General features: G+C 59.8%; 16 protein-coding genes. 10 read left to right on the plus strand and 6 right to left on the minus strand.

Annotated elements, in window-relative coordinates; translation table 11 throughout:
- Window positions 1-5 precede the first annotated feature (5 nt).
- Window positions 6-647 carry a TetR/AcrR family transcriptional regulator gene (locus tag AC5S3R_RS04365; RefSeq protein ID WP_494265538.1) on the plus strand — a complete coding sequence of 214 codons (642 nt, stop codon included), beginning with the start codon at window positions 6-8 and terminating at the stop codon, window positions 645-647.
- On the opposite strand, the gene AC5S3R_RS04370 is transcribed toward AC5S3R_RS04365, so the two are convergent.
- Complete coding sequence (locus AC5S3R_RS04370) at window positions 648-1,241, minus strand: HIT family protein (RefSeq protein WP_494265540.1); 594 nt, start codon at window positions 1,239-1,241, stop codon at window positions 648-650. It lies immediately after the preceding gene.
- A gap of 499 nt (window positions 1,242-1,740) precedes the next feature.
- Here AC5S3R_RS04370 and AC5S3R_RS04375 point away from each other — a divergent pair, with 499 nt between their 5' ends.
- Window positions 1,741-3,723 (plus strand): 30S ribosomal protein S1, encoded by a 1,983-nt coding sequence (locus tag AC5S3R_RS04375; protein WP_494265542.1) that lies wholly within the window; start codon window positions 1,741-1,743, stop codon window positions 3,721-3,723.
- A 126-nt stretch (window positions 3,724-3,849) separates the two neighbouring features.
- On the opposite strand, the gene AC5S3R_RS04380 is transcribed toward AC5S3R_RS04375, so the two are convergent.
- Entirely contained in the window at window positions 3,850-4,599 is a 750-nt protein-coding gene (locus tag AC5S3R_RS04380; protein WP_494265543.1) for a hypothetical protein, read from the minus strand.
- A gap of 322 nt (window positions 4,600-4,921) precedes the next feature.
- On the opposite strand from AC5S3R_RS04380, the gene AC5S3R_RS04385 reads away from it, so the two are divergent.
- Window positions 4,922-6,286 carry a hypothetical protein gene (locus tag AC5S3R_RS04385; protein WP_494265546.1) on the plus strand — a complete coding sequence of 455 codons (1,365 nt, stop codon included), beginning with the start codon at window positions 4,922-4,924 and terminating at the stop codon, window positions 6,284-6,286.
- 7 nt (window positions 6,287-6,293) lie between these two features.
- On the opposite strand, the gene AC5S3R_RS04390 is transcribed toward AC5S3R_RS04385, so the two are convergent.
- Window positions 6,294-6,890 (minus strand): TetR/AcrR family transcriptional regulator, encoded by a 597-nt coding sequence (locus AC5S3R_RS04390; RefSeq protein WP_494265548.1) that lies wholly within the window; start codon window positions 6,888-6,890, stop codon window positions 6,294-6,296.
- 142 nt (window positions 6,891-7,032) lie between these two features.
- Between AC5S3R_RS04390 and AC5S3R_RS04395 the strand changes: the two genes are divergently transcribed.
- On the plus strand, window positions 7,033-8,010 hold the full coding sequence (locus AC5S3R_RS04395) for an SDR family NAD(P)-dependent oxidoreductase (RefSeq protein WP_494265550.1): 978 nt from the start codon (window positions 7,033-7,035) through the stop codon (window positions 8,008-8,010).
- A gap of 54 nt (window positions 8,011-8,064) precedes the next feature.
- Here the strand turns inward: AC5S3R_RS04395 and AC5S3R_RS04400 are convergent, their stop codons facing one another.
- Complete coding sequence (locus AC5S3R_RS04400; protein ID WP_494265552.1) at window positions 8,065-9,330, minus strand: ankyrin repeat domain-containing protein; 1,266 nt, start codon at window positions 9,328-9,330, stop codon at window positions 8,065-8,067.
- Window positions 9,331-9,479: 149 nt separating this feature from the next.
- Window positions 9,480-10,685, minus strand: coding sequence for an MFS transporter (locus AC5S3R_RS04405; RefSeq protein WP_494265554.1), 1,206 nt, complete (start codon window positions 10,683-10,685; stop codon window positions 9,480-9,482).
- 70 nt (window positions 10,686-10,755) lie between these two features.
- Here AC5S3R_RS04405 and AC5S3R_RS04410 point away from each other — a divergent pair, with 70 nt between their 5' ends.
- From AC5S3R_RS04410 to AC5S3R_RS04425, 4 genes are all read left to right on the plus strand, one after another.
- Window positions 10,756-12,168: a MiaB/RimO family radical SAM methylthiotransferase gene (locus AC5S3R_RS04410; protein ID WP_494265556.1), complete on the plus strand. Its 1,413-nt coding sequence runs from the start codon at window positions 10,756-10,758 to the stop codon at window positions 12,166-12,168.
- Between the two features lie 185 nt (window positions 12,169-12,353).
- A complete protein-coding gene (locus AC5S3R_RS04415) occupies window positions 12,354-12,767 on the plus strand; it encodes a hypothetical protein (protein ID WP_494265558.1) in 414 nt (137 codons plus the stop codon).
- A gap of 144 nt (window positions 12,768-12,911) precedes the next feature.
- Complete coding sequence (infC, locus tag AC5S3R_RS04420; RefSeq protein ID WP_494265807.1) at window positions 12,912-13,472, plus strand: translation initiation factor IF-3; 561 nt, start codon at window positions 12,912-12,914, stop codon at window positions 13,470-13,472.
- A 175-nt stretch (window positions 13,473-13,647) separates the two neighbouring features.
- Window positions 13,648-15,792 carry a S9 family peptidase gene (locus AC5S3R_RS04425; protein WP_494265559.1) on the plus strand — a complete coding sequence of 715 codons (2,145 nt, stop codon included), beginning with the start codon at window positions 13,648-13,650 and terminating at the stop codon, window positions 15,790-15,792.
- Between the two features lie 182 nt (window positions 15,793-15,974).
- On the opposite strand, the gene AC5S3R_RS04430 is transcribed toward AC5S3R_RS04425, so the two are convergent.
- Window positions 15,975-16,790: a hypothetical protein gene (locus AC5S3R_RS04430; RefSeq protein ID WP_494265560.1), complete on the minus strand. Its 816-nt coding sequence runs from the start codon at window positions 16,788-16,790 to the stop codon at window positions 15,975-15,977.
- A 186-nt stretch (window positions 16,791-16,976) separates the two neighbouring features.
- Between AC5S3R_RS04430 and rpmI the strand changes: the two genes are divergently transcribed.
- Together rpmI and rplT are read left to right on the plus strand one after the other, a co-directional pair.
- A complete protein-coding gene (rpmI, locus tag AC5S3R_RS04435; RefSeq protein ID WP_494265562.1) occupies window positions 16,977-17,174 on the plus strand; it encodes a 50S ribosomal protein L35 in 198 nt (65 codons plus the stop codon).
- 183 nt (window positions 17,175-17,357) lie between these two features.
- The gene (gene rplT, locus AC5S3R_RS04440; protein WP_494265563.1) at window positions 17,358-17,729 is read left to right on the plus strand and encodes a 50S ribosomal protein L20; all 372 of its coding nucleotides are present in this window, start codon (window positions 17,358-17,360) and stop codon (window positions 17,727-17,729) included.
- The last annotated feature ends 39 nt before the right edge of the window (window positions 17,730-17,768 follow it).

Raw genomic sequence — 17,768 nt, forward strand, 5'->3', positions numbered from 1 at the left:
CGCATTTGGCACGCGCCGCCGCACCCTCGCTAACCCCGCGTAAATCGCCCATTCAGGAGCGTTCTTCCGTCACGGTGGAAGCCATTCTGCAGGCCACCATTCAGGTTTTACTCAAAGACGGCAAAGAACGCCTGACCACCACGCGCGTCGCCCAGCGTGCCGGTGTCTCCGTCGGAACGCTCTACCAATACTTCCCCAACAAGAGCGCATTACTGCAGGCCGCCCTGCGCCGCCACATGGAAGAAGTCGCCGGAGCTGTCGAGCGCGTCTGCAGCGAGCAGCAGGGAAGGCCCATCCTGCAGATGGCCACCGCGCTCATCGATGCCTACTTCGCCGCCAAAATGCGCGACCCCAAAATCAGCGCGGCGCTCTACTCCGTCAGTTCCGATATCGATGGGCAGCGCATCGCCCAGCAGACCGCCCGCCGCGTGAGTAAAGAAGTGGTGGCCCTGATAGCAACCGCCCCAGAACCGCTGGCGAAAGAGCCGGAGATGGTGGCCTCCATGCTGCAAAGCATGCTGAACGGCGTGAGCCGCCGCCTGCTCGAATCCCCCGCGCCGGAAAAACATTTCCCCGCTATGCGCGACGAACTGGTCTTTCTGGCGGAAACCTACCTCGAAGCCTGTCTTGCCCCCGCAATGGCTTAGCTAGTCCGTGCTGGAATCAGCGCTTTCCGCAAACCCCGCGCGAATCCGCTTCCAGCTAACCTCCAGCGATTCCGGAATCACCCGCGTCTCGCCAATGGTGGTCATAAAGTTGGTATCGCCCACCCAGCGCGGCATCGCGTGCATATGCAGATGCCCCGCCACACCCGCTCCCGCCGCCTCGCCCAGGTTCAGCCCAAAATTCAACCCATGGGGCCGGTAAAGCCGTTCCAGCACCTGCTCCGTCCGCTGCGCCAGGTCCATCAGCTCATGCGCCGTCTCCGTGGGAACTTTCGCCAGCCGGTCCAGGTGCGCATACGGCATCACCATCACGTGCCCGGAGGTGTAAGGAAACCGGTTCAGGCAAACAAAGCAGTTCTGGCCGCGATAAATCAACAAAGCCGCCGCCTCTGCCTTGTCGCGGTCCATCCCCTGCGCAATCGCAAAGTCCACCGCGGCAATTAAGTTGCAGAAAACACAGCTCAAATCGCCGGTCCACTCTTCCAGCTCGTCCGGAACGCCCGGCCGGGCCTGCTTTGCGCCGGCACTGGCACCCGTAATGTACGCATACCGCCAAGGAGTCCAAAGAATGTCCATCGTTTCGCCAGTATAGGCCGAGCTCCCAAGACGGTTTTCTCGTCCTTCGTCACTCGTCCTTCGCCCTTATCCTCCAGTGTCAATTTTCGATGGATTTTTCTTCGAGCGGAGGTAAATTTCCCACTTCCCGCCGCCGGCCAGAAACCCTGTTTTCTCCAGTAATCACAGGCCAAAACCCGCAACCCCGCCCCCGCCGTTTGCCTATCTGTCCCAGGGGTTGCCCTGAATTGACGCAGCCCAGCGGGAGGACTACACTTAGTAATGTAGCTTCCTGCGCGGAAACCAGCAGTGATCGCTGCCTTTAGTGGCAGCTAAGTTGCCGCCGGAATTCCCCCACGGAGACGAGCCGCGAGTCAGGTTCTGTGACAGCAGACCGGCAACCGGCCACCCCCAAAAACCCGCTGATGACTCAGGACTAAGCCATGCGGGAATTTGAGGCCGTGGGCTTCCACTTGCAACGGGTGATGAAGTGCTGGAAGCTCATACTGGAGCACCTGTGATGGCAAACGTCCTTAATCCTGAACCCGAGAGCATAACCCTGAGCACCGAACTCGAAACCCCTGTACTTGAGCCTGCGGCGGAGCTGGAACAGCCGTCGTCCGAATCCACGTCCACAACTGAGATCCCTGCAATCGCAGCCACCCCCGCTCTGGACGCCGATACCACAACCCAACCTGTAGCCGAAGAGCCCGTTGTGGCTCCCGTGGCCGAAACAGTCGCCGAGCCTGTTGCTGTTGCAACTCCGGCGCCCGTTGCTGCCGCGCCTGCTACGGAAGCCGAACACGAGTCCATGGATTCCGAAGATTTCGGTTCCATGCTCGAAGCCTACGAGGCAGAGCAGGCCGCTGAGGCTGCTGCTGTCGAGGCATACGGCGACAAGATCGTTACCGGCAAGGTCATTAAGCAGACGGAAAAGCATCTCGTTGTTGACGTAGGACTCAAGTCCGAAGGCCTCGTGCCGCTCGAACAGGTCACCGATCACACCGGCGCAGTCAAGTTCAACGCTGGCGACGAGATCGAAGTGGTCATCGAGCGCGAAGAGCCCGAGGGTGGCTACCTTGTCAGCTATGACAAGGCGCAGCGCCTCCGCGTATGGGACTCCATCGAAAAGGCCGCCAACGACAAGACCCCGGTTATCGGAACCGTTGTCTCGCGCGTCAAGGGCGGACTCACCGTGGACATCGGCCTCAAGGCCTTCTTGCCCGGCTCGCAGCTTGAAATCCGCCCGGTCCGCAATCTCGACGGCTACCTTGGCCAGCAGATTGAAGTCCGCGTCATCAAGCTCAACAAGAAGCGCGGCAACGTCGTCGTCTCCCGCAAGGAAATCCTTGAGGAAGAAGTGGCAGCCAAGCGCGGCCAGACCCTCGAGCACCTCGACGAGGGCGCGGTTCTCACCGGCACCGTCAAGAACCTCACCGACTACGGCGCGTTCGTAGACCTCGGCGGCATCGACGGCCTTCTCCACATCACCGATATGAGCTGGGGCCGCCTCACGCACCCCCGCGATCTCGTGAACGTGGGCGACGAAATCCAAGTCAAGGTTCTCAAGTACGACCGCGACAAGCAGCGCGTTTCGCTCGGCTTCAAGCAGCTCACGCCTGATCCGTGGCTCGATGCCCAGGAGCGCTATCCCGTCGGAGCTCAGGTCCGCGGCCGCGTTCTGTCCGTCACCGACTACGGCGCGTTCGTTGAGCTGGAGCAGGGCATCGAAGGCCTCGTTCATCTCTCAGAGATGACCTGGTCCAAGCGCCTCAAGCACCCCTCCAAGCTGGTCAAGGCCGGCGACGAGGTTGAGACGGTTGTGCTCGCTGTCAACCCCAATGACCGCCGCATCTCGCTCGGCATGAAGCAGCTTCTCGAAAACCCCTGGGAGAACCTGGTTGACCGTTATCCCGCGGGCACCATCGTGGAAGGCCGCGTCCGCAACCTTACGGACTTCGGCGCCTTCATCGAAATCGAGGACGGCATCGATGGCCTCGTCCATGTCTCGAACCTGAGCTGGACCAAGCGCGTCAAGCATCCCTCGGAAGTCGTCAAGAAGGGCGAAAAGGTCAAGGCCGTCGTTCTCGGCGTCGAGCCGCAGAACCGCCGCCTCTCGCTCGGCATCAAGCAGCTCCAGCCCGACGTTTGGGAGAGCTTCTTCGCCACCCACCGCGTGGGTGACGTGGTGCACGGCAAGGTGCTCCGCACCGCGCAGTTCGGCGCTTTTGTCGAAATCGCGGACGGTGTCGAAGGCCTCTGCCACATCTCGGAAGCAGTGGACGACAACGGCGTCCAGGCCAAGATGGATCAGGGCGAAGAGCACGACTTCAAGATCATCAAGATCAACGTGGAAGAAAAGAAGGTGGGCCTCAGCCTGCGTTCCTCCGGCCACGAAGCCAGCCGCGATGTTGTGGAAAGCTACAAGGCCGACAGCAAGAGTTCGTCCTCCAGCTCCACCACGACGCTTGGCGATCTGTTGAACTGGAAGAAGAGCGAGTAACTCCGCTCTTAACTCATGCAAGATACAAACGGCCACCTCTTGGGTGGCCGTTTGTGTTTGTGTTGGTGATTGTAGTGAGGTTTAGCCAATGAGACGATACGGCCAGTAGGAGCTTGGAATCCTATTTTATCTGTGGCGTAGTGCGGAGGCGCGTATATCTTGAACAGAATAGCCGATAGGAGTTTCAAAAAGGTGAGCGTCGGGCTCAACTACGGAGAGATTCGAAAGTCGGATAACCTGCTTTCCCTCGGCCGGGTCAGTGCGAATTACGAGAAGATTGGTTTGCAGTTCGTTGGAGTACCAGAATTCGTTTGTTGAAATGAGAGGACGCTCATTCCCTTTCACACCCGGATTGATGGTGATGGTCTCGCGAGTGCCGCTTACGGAAAAACCCTCAACTGTATCTGCCCCCAGATTTTCACGTGCCATTGTTTTGTCTCCATTGTTGTACGGACCAGCTGGCCTAGTTTCAAAGAACGTATGCGGGTAATAGTCTGTCACAACACAGTGCATGGAATGCGTAGAACAAACCGTCTGGGAACGCGAGCGTGGATCGTAAATATGGACCTCATAGAGCGGAGATTTCTTCCCTGAGTTTGCCGGGACGAAGGTGTGATTCTCGCGATAGACACGACCCATACTGTCGCGCGCTAACTTAGCATCCACGCGCGTTACGAGTGCGCTGCCGTCTTCCATCGTTCTGGTCCATTCGGTGCTGCTTGTAGCTGAGAAGGGTTTGTCCGGAATGTTGAGCACTACCACGCCTGGAACGTGTGTGTTAGTGCGGCCATCAGGGCCGCGAGAGGGCTCTTGAGCGGCAAGCGAGCAAATCCCAAGAACCCACGCAGCAAGAAGACAAACAGCCATTTGTCTCATTTACCCTTCCCAAAGCAGAAAATTGACATTGTTACAAAGAACGGAAAGCTGCCATATCCTCAAGGAATCGTATGGGCGGATGAGTGCCCACTCATGAGCTGCTTTTTTGCGTATGGGTAGGATACCTCAGCTGCTTGTTCTCCCCATTCCCGCTCTCCCACCAAAAAAATGCCATGTCATCCTTCACTCCGCAATAAAGCGCTTCACTCAAGCTTCCCATCCAAACACCACGAAAAAACATATTGTCTTTCCCCACAATATTCCGTTAAATCGTGAAACGCCCCCGTCCTCTCCCGCAGTATTCACAGGAGACCCGCAAGCCATGCGCCTGCACTTTTGCGTCGCGATCCTCGCCTGCGTGCTTGCATCCACAGCGCACGCCCAACTGAACATCCCCGATCAGCAATATCGCTGCGCGCGAGTGGACACGGCATGTCTCGCATCGGGTAAGCCATCGGCCTCAGAGCTGGGCTTCAGCACCGCCAACCATCATCCCTACTCCATCAACTATGTCGAAATCAAAGACAACGGCGACTACTGGGACCCGCACGAGCTGAACGATGCGCTCGACCAGCTCAACCTCGCCCTCATCGGCGCAAAGCAGCGCACCGCAATTGTCTTCGTTTACGCCCACGGCTGGCAGAACAACGCCAGCGAGCAATGCGGCGACGTGCCCAAGTTCCGCGCCTTCATCTCCGGCCTTGCGGACGAGTACCCCGCAGCCCCCGATGGCGCAGCCCCGCCCATCGTCGGCATCTACCTCGCCTGGCACGGCTGGATGAGCAACGTCGAGCCCTTCAAGCACGTCCTCACCTACTGGCCCGGACGCTCCAGGGCGCGCTTCGTCGGCAGAAGCCGAATGTTCGACGTCGTGCAAGTCATTCAGAAACGAGTCAACGCCGATAAGGAAGTCCGCCGCAACACAATGCTCATCTTCGCGGGACACTCCTTCGGCGCGCGCGTCATGGAAAACGCCATCGACGGCCTGCAAATCGGCACAAAGCATCCCGGTTTCCTGCGCAAGCATTTTGATAATGCTGACTCCGCCGTCAAGCTTGCTCGCAGCCAGCACCACAGCATCAGCGAAGCGCAATCCAGATCCTTCTCTGAGCTGCCCGCAGACCTCATCATCTACGGCAATGCAGCTACATCGTCCGAGCTAACTCGTCGCCGTCTTCATCAAATCAAGTTCATCTGCACCAATCATCCCGAACTATCGTTCTGCAAAGCCGACCCGCTCTATGTCGCCTTCTCCGCCGTTCCCACCGCGGACTGGGCTACCGGCATCGTAATGCCCATCGCCAACCTGGTCATCCCAGACCTTTTCGCGGACCACTTCCATCTCATCTCCGCTGCTGATACCCCATGGCTGCACACCGACGACAACCCCATCCAAGGCTGTCCACAAACGCAGCCTCAGTCGGAATGCTTCAACGTAGTTCAGGGAGAAAATCCGCCCGTGCAATATCACCTGCAACGCATTGATAGCCGCATAGAAGTCCCGGCGGATAAGACCGATCCCTTCTGGATATTCAACGTGGATTCCAACATCTCCAGCGACCACAGCGACGTATGGAACCAGAACGTCCAGAACATGATTACGTCCATCATTCACAGCCATGGCCGCTTCAGGGAGCTGCATCAAAAAGCACAAGCCGCCGCAACTGTCACGAAGGCCAGCTTCTGACCGCGCTCTACGCAAGCACGCGCGAACCCTGAATCAAAATATCTACCAGCCGCCGCGCACTCTGCGGCCATTGCGGCACAGCGGCAACCGTCGAAACCCCATACAGCGCCCGCAGCAAATCCATCGGCGCAATATCTGCGCGAATCTCACCGCTCTCTACGGCCCGCCGCACCAGCGACTCAATCGCTCCCGTAATCAGCCATCCACTGTTTTGAAAGACCTTCGCCGGCCCGCCCGGAATCGAATTCACCGCCGGCAGAATAATCTGCTTCGTCGCAATGTAGTCCACAAACAGCAGCATCCACGCCCGCAGCGCATCCACCGGCGGCAGCTTGGCAGAATACTCTCGCTCCGCCGCCGCCAGCTTCTCCAACTCCGTGCCGTAAACGGCCTCCAGCAGCTCCATCCGCGTAGGAAAATGCCGGTAAAGCGTGCCCGCGCCCACCTTGGCGCGCTTGGCTACCTCGTCCATGCTGAACTCCGCCCCCGACCTCGCAAAGACCTTCTTCGCAGCAGTCAGAATGCGTTCGCGGTTCTCCTGCGCATCGGCGCGCAGCTTGCGCGGAGCAGCTTGTTTTTTACTCACAGCTTTTTTCACAGTCATGCAACAAAATTCCTGCATCCGGAGACACTCTCCGGTTATCTACTCCTAATACGGAGACACTCTCCGTTTTATTCGCAGTTGAAGCGCACGTCAACCCCGGCAAATGGCCAGGCAAGCGCCCTGCGCAAGGAGATTCAGCAAAATGGCAAACACTTTTGGAGCAACCTCCACCACCGACGAAGTCCTCGCCGGCGTAGACCTCAAAGGCAAGCGCATCCTCGTCACCGGCACCTCTGCCGGCCTCGGCGTGGAGACCGCCCGCACCCTCGCCGCACACGGAGCCTACGTCGTCGGCGCGGTCCGCGACCTTAAGAAGGCAGAAGCCGCAACCGAAGAAGTCCGCAAAGCCGCGGCAGCCAATGGCGGCGGTTTCGAGCTCATCGAGCTTGACCTCGCCGACCTCGCCAGCGTTCGCGCCGCTGCTGACAAGCTCGTAGCCAAAGGCGAGCTCTTCGATGTCGTTATCGCCAACGCCGGCGTTATGGCTACACCCTTCGAGCGCACCAAGGACGGTTTTGAGCGGCAGTTCGGCACCAACCATCTCGGCCACTTCGTCTTCGTCAATCGCATCGCCAAGCTGATCCGCGACGGCGGCCGCCTCGTGAATCTCTCCTCATCCGGCCACCGCTTCTCGAATGTCAATCTTGAAGACCCTGGCTTCGAGTCCACGCCCTACGAGCCTTTCGTAGCCTATGGCCGCTCGAAGACCGCAAACGTCCTCTTCGCCGTAGCCTTTGACGCCCGCCACCGTGCTCGCGGAGTCCGCGCAACTGCCGTGCATCCCGGCGGCATTATGACGGAGCTTGCCCGCTACATGCCGGATGGTGCTCTGGAAAACATGGTGAAGACCATCAACGAACAGCTCGCCGCCGAAGGCAAAGGTCCCTTTGAGTTCAAAACCGTTCCGCAGGGCGCGGCAACCTCGGTATGGGCTGGCATCGTTGCTCCGGCGGATGCGGTTGGCGCTTGCTACTGCGAGAACTGCCACGTCAGCGAGGTTGTTCCTGATGACGCGCAGCTCGGCATGCTCAATGAAGGCGTGCGCGGCTATGCGCTCAACCTCGCCAATGCAGAAGCGCTATGGAAGAAGAGCGAAGAGCTCGTCGGCGAAACTTTCTAACTCAACCATCGTTACAAGCTGACCCACGTCCAAAACATGGACGTGGGTCAGTGCCTATTCCTTCCCGCCATACTCCGCAATCAGTTGCAGCGCCGCAGTGTTCACCAGCTTCTTAAAGTGAAACCGCTCTCCCCATGCAAGTGGAGTCACGTCTCGATATTCGTACACGCCCGGAATCTCATATCCGGGATGCAACTCCTTCCGCAGAGAAGCGCGCGCATTCGGGTCCGCGCCATGCTCCAGCAGCAGCCGCGTAAACGGCGCGTCCGGCGTTTCGCCGTGATGATTCATCCAGAAATTCGTCTGCGAAACGACAGTAGAAAAGAGAGCGGTGTGGCCGCCAAAACCATCCGCATCCATCGCGGCGCGCGCATCCACACTCATGCCGCGCTCCAGCAGCCAGCGCGCAATCTCTATCTCGCCATAGTCAGCGCACATATGCAGCAGCGTAGCGCCAGCCAGCGGAGTTCCATGCGTTGCCGTCACCTCATCGAGCGCTCCCATCTCCGGCGGATAGATTTCCTCAAACCGAAACGTCCGTGTCAGCAATTCAGGGTCGCGCCGGAGATGATCTTCCAGCAAATCAATGCGCCCGCGGTGCAGCGCCATCGCGGGCGTATCCGGAAAAACAAATCCATACTCGGCGTAAAGCTCCAGAATGCGATGCTTGTCCAAGGGCCTGCGGCTGTCTGTTCCAAGCACTACATCGACAGGCGCGAGCCTCTCGCCGTTGTCATCGTATAGCCGCGCTCCCAGCTCAAGCAGCAACGCCGTGCCCGCAGAGTTCAGCGTGTAAGCTGCCCCGTCCAATGCGTCATCTTGTGGACGCGGGCTGCCCATCCAGGCGTGCAGCTTGCGAGCTGTTTCAATCCGGCCCTGCAGGCAGGCTCGCCCAAAAGCAAATTGCAGATCCTCGGCTCCCAGTTTGTGCAGCATCTCGATAATTGCGTCCTGCCCCAGGTTGGCAGCGTACGACAACGGTGGTCCCCAGTTGCCCTTAACGCCGCGTGCATCCTCTGTAAGCAGTTCCGGCGCGTGCAGAACAAGGGCGCGAACAGTTTCCACATCTCCGCGCCAGATAGCGTCCGTCATGCGACAGGCAGTTACCAGCCGCGGCCAGCTTGGCAGGCCATAACTGCGTGCAAGCGCCAGTTGCGCATCGGCTAGTTTCGCAGTTGCCGGGGCGATGTGCTCGGGATGGTTTTCCAGCAGGTCAGCAATGGCATCAGTCTCGCCGCGATGCAGCGCTCGCAGAAAATCCTTAGCTTGATGCCTGAGTTGAATGAGGTTGGGACGAACAGGGAAGTGGCGTTTCGCCATAACGAGCCTCCTTTGGATATGCCCGTGTCCGCTCACCGGGGCGAAAAGGAGGTTCGTGAAGAACCTTGGATTGTGCTTTTCACAGGTGGACTCGGTCCTGTCCGCGGACTGGCGGCGCCCTGCGCGCCAGCACCAGTCTATACCAGTTTCTACTCCCTGCCTTTATGCAGCACCAGCACAATTCCCAGCGCAATCACCACGCAGATCAGCGCAAACAGAAACGCACTCGCATAGCCAAACGCACCGATAATCGCACCCGCTGCAGGCCCCACCAGGAAGAACGAAACATCCGAGAAGCCCGTATATACGCCCAGCGCCGAGCCGCGATTCTGCTCCGGCACGCGCTCCACGGCCTCCACGCCAATCGCTGGAAACACCAGCGAAAACCCAAACCCTGAAAGCGCTGCCGCCACCATCGCAATCCACGGCGAATTGCTCAGCCACAAAATCAGCATGCCCACGGACTCGACAGACAGGCATGCAATCGCCACGCGAAAGCCGCCAAAGCGGTCAATCGTAGGAATAAAGAAGACCCGCGCCGCAATAAACGCCACGCCAAAAGCCGTCAGGCAAAGCGCCGCGCCATCCCAGTGCCGGCTTGCATAAAACAGCGTCACAAATGTAGCCAGCACGGAGTAGCCAACACCGCCCAGCGCCAGCGCCACGCCATGCGGAGCCACGCGTCCCAGCACGCTGCTGAACGAAAGCGGCTTTCCATGCACCACCGGAATCGGAGGCTTCGACGCTGCAAAAAACAGGCTGGCCGTTGAAACAATCAGCGTCAGCACGCCAATCGAGCCAATTCCCCAGTGGCTTTCCAGAATCACGCCCAGCGGCGCGCCCATGGCAATCGCGCCATAGGTGCTGATGCCGTTAAAGCCAATCACCCGCGCCGTGTGCTCCTGCCCAACCGCACTGATGCCCCAAAGCGTAGCGCCCGTGGACCCAAGACTCTCGCCCACACCCAGCGCCAGCCGGCTCGCAATCAAAGCCGTCATGCTGAGCCAAGGCCAATGGGGCAACAGGTCCGCCGCCAGCAGAAAAATACCGCTCAGCGCGCAAACTCCCATGCCCCACAGCACCGAAATCTTCGCCCCAAGATGGTCCGAAATATGCCCCGCCCAGGGCCGCGAAAGAAACGTGGCAATGTACTGAATCCCAATGACCAGCCCGGCCAGCGCCGCCGAAAACCCCATCTGCAGATGCACATGCGGCGGCAGAATCGCCAGCGGAAGCCCGATGGAGAGATAAACAACAAACGTAAACGCCGTATAGCTGACAATGCGCAGCGCCGTAGGCGCATTGTCCACGCGCGGCGAATTAGCCGCAGTCAAATTAGAAGTGGAGGAGGCCACATTTCATTATAAAGAGCAGGAACTTCCGCAATTTCGCCGTCTGAGACAAAGCGAACGTAAACTAATCAAGATGGGAACGGGTTTCCATATCGAGAATTTCGGCTGCCGCGCCGCACGCGCTGATGGGGAAGCTGTCGCCGAGCGCCTCAGCGCCTCCGGCCTCACCGCGCAGCCGCTCCGCGAAGCTGATGTGGTCGTCGTCAACACCTGCAGCGTCACCGCCGAGGCCGATCGCGAAGCCCGCTCCTACATCCGCCGTATCCGCCGCCTCAACCCCGAAGCCAAAATCGTCGTCACCGGCTGCTATGCCCAGCGTGCCCCGGAAGAAATCTCCGCCCTCGAAGGCGTCTCCGCCGTCATCGGCAACAGTCACAAGGCCCTCGCGCCACAAATCGCTCTGAGCCTGGCAACCAGCGCAGCAACTGAATCTGCCCCCGTAGTCCCGCTAGCCTCGCTCACCAGCAATGGTGCGCCAATTTGGGCCGACGACACCTTCGCCCACTCCTTTTTAGAAGAAGCGCAAGTAGCCCCCGGCGCACAGACTCGGCCCAATCTCAAGATTCAGGAAGGCTGCTCCAATCGCTGCACCTTCTGCGTAATCCCGCAGACCCGCGGCAATTCCCGCAGCCTCCCACCGGAAGCCATCCTCAGGCAAGTCCGCAACTTCATAGCCAACCAGGGTAGGGAACTCGTCTTCTCCGGCATCAACCTCGGCCGTTGGGGACGCGACTTAAGCAGCGAGCAAACCCTCCCCGCACTCCTCCGCATCATCTTGACCGAAACCAACCTCCCCCGCCTCCGCCTAAGCTCCATCGAGCCCATGGACTGGACCGGCGACCTCATCGCCCTTTTCCGCGACTTCAGCCCTTCGCGCCTCGCCCGCCACGCGCATCTGCCTCTGCAATCCGGCTCAGACGCCGTCCTCCGCCGCATGCACCGCCGCTACCGCCCCTGGCACTACGTCGAAAAAGTAGCCGCCCTCGCAGCCGCATGTGGAGACGAGCTAACCCTCGGCGCAGACGTAATGGTAGGCTTCCCTGCCGAAACCGACACCGAATTTACCGAGACGTATGAGTTCATCCGTGCGCTCCCCTTCGGTTACCTGCACCTCTTCCCGTTCTCTCCGCGCCCCAACACCCGCGCTTGGCAGTTGCATCAGCAGTCGCCCGTGCCGCCCCACGTCGTAGAGCAGCGCATGCAGGCCCTCCGCGATTTGGCCGCCGCCAAAACCCGTGCCCACCGCGCCCAAATGATTGGCCGCACCCTCGACGCAATCACGCTGCACACTTCCGCCACCCTCGCAGCCTCTGGCAAAACCACCGCGCTCACCGCCAACTTCCTCCCCGTAGTTGTGGAAGCTCAAATCCCCGCCAACACCCTTCTGCAACTCGAAATCACCAGCCTCACAGAAGACAACGAACTCCTTGCACACTCTCCTGTGCGCCCCGTGCTTGACACTGCCGCAGAACAAGCGCACGATTGAGCACAAATAGCGGCAGTAGCCTTATCACAGCCGCATCACGGCGAGCACCGGCACGACCTTCCTCAAATAATTTCCAGCGATCGCAGCTGCGTTCCACGCGGCTGCTGCGTTTTTATTCCTTGGCACAGCGACCCGAACTCCAGTTGAACTGGCACGCCCAGTTATTCGGAACGGAGGAAAGTGCAATGAAATCCACCACCACACGCGTACCCAATGAAATCGAATCCCGAGCCGCCAAGGCTCTCGACGCCCTGCTGCACCAGTCCTCCGCCATCCACACGCGGGAGATTCGCTTCGAGCCCGCGCGGAGCCGGTGCAGCCTCTCCGCCAACATTGATATTTTTGGCCGCCATCACCGCCTCGTCTGCGGCGTCTCCGACGGCGAACCCGAGCACGTCCGTGAGGAGCTAACCCGTCTGCAGCGCTGCTCCGCCGGCAGAAAAGGCCACCCCATGCAGGTGCTCATCGCGCCCAGCCTTTCGCCACAGGTCCGCGCCCTCTGCGAGCAGCAGCACGTAGCTTTTCTCGACCTCACCGGCAACGCTCGCCTCGAACTCGGCGAAGTCCTCATAAGCCGCCGCGCAACAGGCGTCCACTGACGCATCTGTCGCGCAAACGTAACCAAACCGATGGTATACTCAGGGTGCGTTTTCCCGCAGGCAATCGTATCCAAATGAGCCACGGGAACACATTGGAGGAGTACCATCGCATTCGATAAACGAGCAGCCAAGTCCTTTATTCGCATTAATGACCGGATTCGAGCGCGCGAGATTCGCGTAATCGACGAAAACGGGGAACAGCTCGGCATTCTGCCGCCCTTTGAGGCGCTGAAGATCGCCCGTGAACGCGGGCTTGATCTCGTCGAAGTGTCGCCCAACGCGCAGCCCCCGGTCTGCCGCATTCAGGACTACGGCCGTTTTCTCTACGAGAAGGAAAAGAGCGAGCGCGCAGCCCGCAAGAAGCAAAAGGTCATCACCATCAAGGAAGTCAAGTTCTCCGTCACTGTGGACGAGCACGACTACCAGACCAAGAAGAACCAGGCCGTCAAGTTCCTCATCGGTGGCGACAAGGTAAAGGCCAGCCTGCGTTTCCGTGGCCGCCAGATGGCGCACCGCGACCTCGGCTACAAAATCATCAACCGGCTCATTCAGGACATCGGCGAGGCCGGAACGGTGGAGTTCATGCCCCGCATGGAAGGCACCACCCTGCACGCCATTCTCGCGCCCAGCAAAAAGGCCGAAGCCCCCAAGCCCAAGCCCGCAGTACCTGAGGCCCCTGCTCCCGCAGCCCCCGCTGTGCAATAAATCTTCCGGTCACCCCAATCTCCTGTGTCCCACCCTTCCGCGTAGTTTGTGGAAGGGTAGGACACCCATACCTTCAGCTCTCCCGTCCCCGCTCTCCCGCCATCCAGCTAAAAGCTAAAATCTGTTCTCCTAAAAATCTCACGTCATCCTTTGACCCCATATGTATGCTGTTCCCATGCCTTTCAACAGGGTTTCTCGTACATCGCTCAGCCTTGGTCTGTTTTTAGCCTTTGGTGCCTTTCTTCACGCGGCAGATTCCCCGCGTTTCCCCACCACAGATGACCTGCGCCACCTCAAAGCCGTTGGCAGCCCCACACTCTCGCCCGATGGAAAATCCGTCCTCCTCACCGTCACTGAATCCACTGCCGATGGAGCCAAGAGCCACATCTGGATTCTCTCCACCTCCGGCGACAAGGACTCCCTGCGCCAGCTAACCAACGGCCCGCAGACAGAAAAGCGTGGCGAGCGCGGCGCACAGTGGTCGCCCGACGGCAAAGCCGTCTTCTTCCTCGCCCACCGCGGCGAACACACCCAGCTCTATCGTCTCGACCTGCGCGGCGGAGAAGCCCAGCCCTACGAGCTGAAGGTCACTCCCATCGTCGATGACTCCAAGGAGAAGAACTTCATCCCTCCCGCCAGCGCTGAGAAGAAAGACGACAAAAAATCCGATAGCAAGAAGGAAGAGAAGAAAGACGAGCAGCTTGAAATCGACGTAAACAGCTACGCCATCTCCGCCGACGGCAAATGGCTCGCCATCGTAGCCCGCGACCCGCAAACCCCCGGCGAAAAGAAAGCCCGCGACGCCAAGGCCGACGCCGAATGGGTGAATCATGAAACCCACCGCACGCGCCTCTATCTCGCCGCTCTCAAACCAGATGGTTCGCTCGACGGAGCATTGAAGCTCACCGGCGTCGAGCCGGAAGTGCGCGGCGTCGAGTGGTCGCCCGTTGCCGATAAGCTGGTCGTCACCACCGGCAAGCCCAACGAGCAGTCCGACCTCGGCCCCGCAGCCTCCGCATGGCTCCTCGACGCAGCCACGCCCGGCACCGCCACCAAGGTTGAATCCATTCCCGCCACCGTTGGCGGAGTCTCTTTCTCCAAAGATGGCAGCACGCTTGTCTTTGCCGCTCTCACGCCGGAAGACGCGCCCCCAGGCTACGATGAAATCTTCGCCGTACCCGCCTCCAGCGCCGCGGCCAAGCCCATCAGCCTCTCTTCCGGCTTCGCGGGCCAGTTGCGCGGCGGCTCGCTCTACTTCCTCCCCGATGGCTCCGTCATTACGGAAGCCGCCATCGGCACACGCAGCACCCCGGTCAAGCTCACGCTCAACGGCAGCGCCAAACCCGCTCCCATCGACCTCGGTTCCGCGATAGCCTCCAGCCTCAACACCAATCCCAATCAAACCGGCTGGGTATGGCTCGCCGAAAGCGGCGGCAATCCCACCAAACTTTGCTACGCCTCCAGCCTCGGCAGCCCTTGCACCACCCTGCCCATCCCTGAGCTGGCCCCCGCCGATCTCAAATCCACAGAGCCGCAACTGGTCCAGTGGAAGTCCGGCAAGTTCACCATCGAAGGCCTGCTCTACCTGCCCCCGCAAGCGCAGTCCGGCAAAGTTCCTCTCGTGGTCGATGTCCACGGCGGCCCCTTCGGTGCATGGGCCAACCGTCACGACCCCTATGCGGACTTCTTCCTCGGCCACGGCTGGGCCATCCTCCGCCCCAACCCACGCGGCTCGTCCAACTACGGCGTAGCCTTCGCGGCGGCCAATAAAAATGACCTCGGCGGCGGCGATTATCAGGACATCATGGCCGGCGTCGATTACGTCCTCTCCAAGTTCCCGCTCGACTCCAGCAAGATGGCCCTCATGGGCTACAGCTATGGCGGAGAAATGGCTGGCTTCGTCGAAGGCAAAACCGACCGCTTCAAGGCCATCATCTCCGGCGCGCCCGTCATCGACCAGTTCAGCGAGTACGGAACCGAAGGCGGCTCATGGTACGACCGCTGGTATTACGGCAAGCCGTGGGAGCACTTCGAGGATGCCTGGCGTCAAAGCCCGCTCTCCGGAGCAGCCAGGGCCAAAACGCCCTTCCTGCTCATTCAAGGACAAGCCGACACCACCGACCCCGTAGGACAGGCCGAGGAGATGTACCGCGCCCTCCGTCAGGAAGGCGTCCCCGTCGAGCTCGTCACCTATCCCCGCGAAAACCACGGCCCGCTGGCTACCGGCATCTTCGGACGCCCCTCGCCAGAGCCATGGCACGGCTACGATGGCCGCCAGCACATCATCGACTTCCTGAACAAGGCTTTCGGGGTCAACTAACCACAAACGCCAGCCGGGTGCCCTCGGTCCCTCGCATTTGGGGACCGGGGATACCCATACCGCTAGTTCCCCCCGCCTAAGCTTTCCCACAAGTAAAAAGCCCTGTCATCGTGAGCGCAGCCAAAGGACATGCAGTTGTCTTCACGTAGGCTGATCGAAGGCATTCATCCTCCGCCACCTGCTCAGTGCTTTCCCAGCACATTCGCCGCCGAGCGCAGCGTAAACTCCAGAGACTCCCGCGGAACGCTTTCCACAAAGGGCCTAATCGCCCACCCCAATCCCGCAGGAATGGACCGCGTAAGCGACACGGATTCAATCTGGATATACAGACCGCCGTCCCCTTCCTCATAGGACCAGTAACTGTTCAGCCGCCACAGAAAACCATGTTCTTCCTGCAGGCTCAAAGCGCGTTCCTTGCTCGTCCCTGCGGAATCAATCTCCGCCACTCGCGTACTCCGCGAAATGCTGTAGCCATGCTGTGCATCAAGCCGCGCAAAGGCCACGTCATAATTTAAATCCATCACAACGGTAAGCACATGCTTCTGGCGAACCCGCATGGATGCGGTAATGTAATCCACCCCGCGGTCGCTATGCTCCCCCAGCAGCCTGGCCTGCACAACCTCAGGGGAAAAGTACCGGGGATAGGAGTTGAAATCCTTCATCAGTCGCTCAAACTCCGCACTTCGCCCTCCGGGCACAAACGCCGTTCCGCGCCAGTGGTGCAGCATCGCACCGGGAAAGTCCGAATTTGCTCCATCCGCGGGCTTCTCAATAACCAGTTCCCCACGGCGCAGCCGGGCTTTCGTCTCCCCATCCAGGCTCAACCCAGCCACAAAACCGGCTTGCGACTGGTGCTGACGCGCCAACCGGGACTCAATCGTCTGCAAATAAGAATCAAAGCCAGCAGTCGCGGCAGGCCGTGGGGAGTCGGCAGCGCATGCCTGACCGCCCGTGCGCAGCAATGCAAGGAGCAGAGCTGCCACCAAAGGCCGCAACATTTGCTGGAATTTCCGTCTTTGCCGCATTCTTCAGTCATATTGACGCGTCAGGCTGGCCAAACGCAATCGAGTTTTATAGCGGAATAACTCGTTCTGGGATATACTGATTTAGTGCCTTTGCGCGCGGAATCTGCGTGTGTGGAGGCCTCTGCGACTGGGGGAACCCCGGTCCAGGACGAGAAGAAAATGCCCAAGTTGAAGACGCATACGGGCGCGGCCAAGCGCTTTAAGAAGACTGGAACCGGCAAAATCAAGCGGAACCAGACCAAAGTGCGGCACATCCTTACGTCGAAGTCGCCCAAGGTGAAGCGCAAGCTCGGCAAGTCCGTGCTCGTTTCCGACGGCGATCACGCGAAGGTAGCGCGCATGATCCCCTACGCCTGAGCTTCTTAGCCGCTCCAGTTGAGCGGCAAAAGAATGGGCCTTTGTGGAAAGGCCCCCGAACGAGTTTCTTTAGAGACAAGTTCGAGTGAATCAGGAACAGAATTGAGCGAGTGAAGAGGCCGGCCATTGTGGCCATCCAGCCTCCAGCCGCGTAAGCCACAGCAACCCAATGGAGAAACAGCAATGCCCCGCGTAAAACGCAGTACCAAGCGTAGTGACCGCCGCAAAAAGATTCTTGAGCGCGCAAGTGGTTACTTCCTCACAAAGTCCAAGCTCTACCAGGCAGCCCAGGAAGCCGTCGAGCGCGGCCTGAAGTTCGCCTACACCGGCCGTAAGCAGAAGAAGCGCCAGTTCCGTTCGCTCTGGATCGTGCGTATCTCTGCCGCTGCCAAGCAGAACGGCACCAGCTATTCGCAGTTCATCAACGGCCTCAAGAAGGCCGGCATCGAACTCGACCGCAAGATTCTCGCCGACATCGCCGTCCACGACGCCGCTGGCTTTACCAAGCTCGTCGAGCAGGCGAAAGCCGCTCTGGCGAGCCAAGCAGCCGCCTAAGCGAGCGAGCCGAGCAGTCCCTGAAAAGGCCCCGCATCG

The sequence above is a fragment of the Occallatibacter sp. FHG110214_02 genome, from assembly GCF_059115385.1.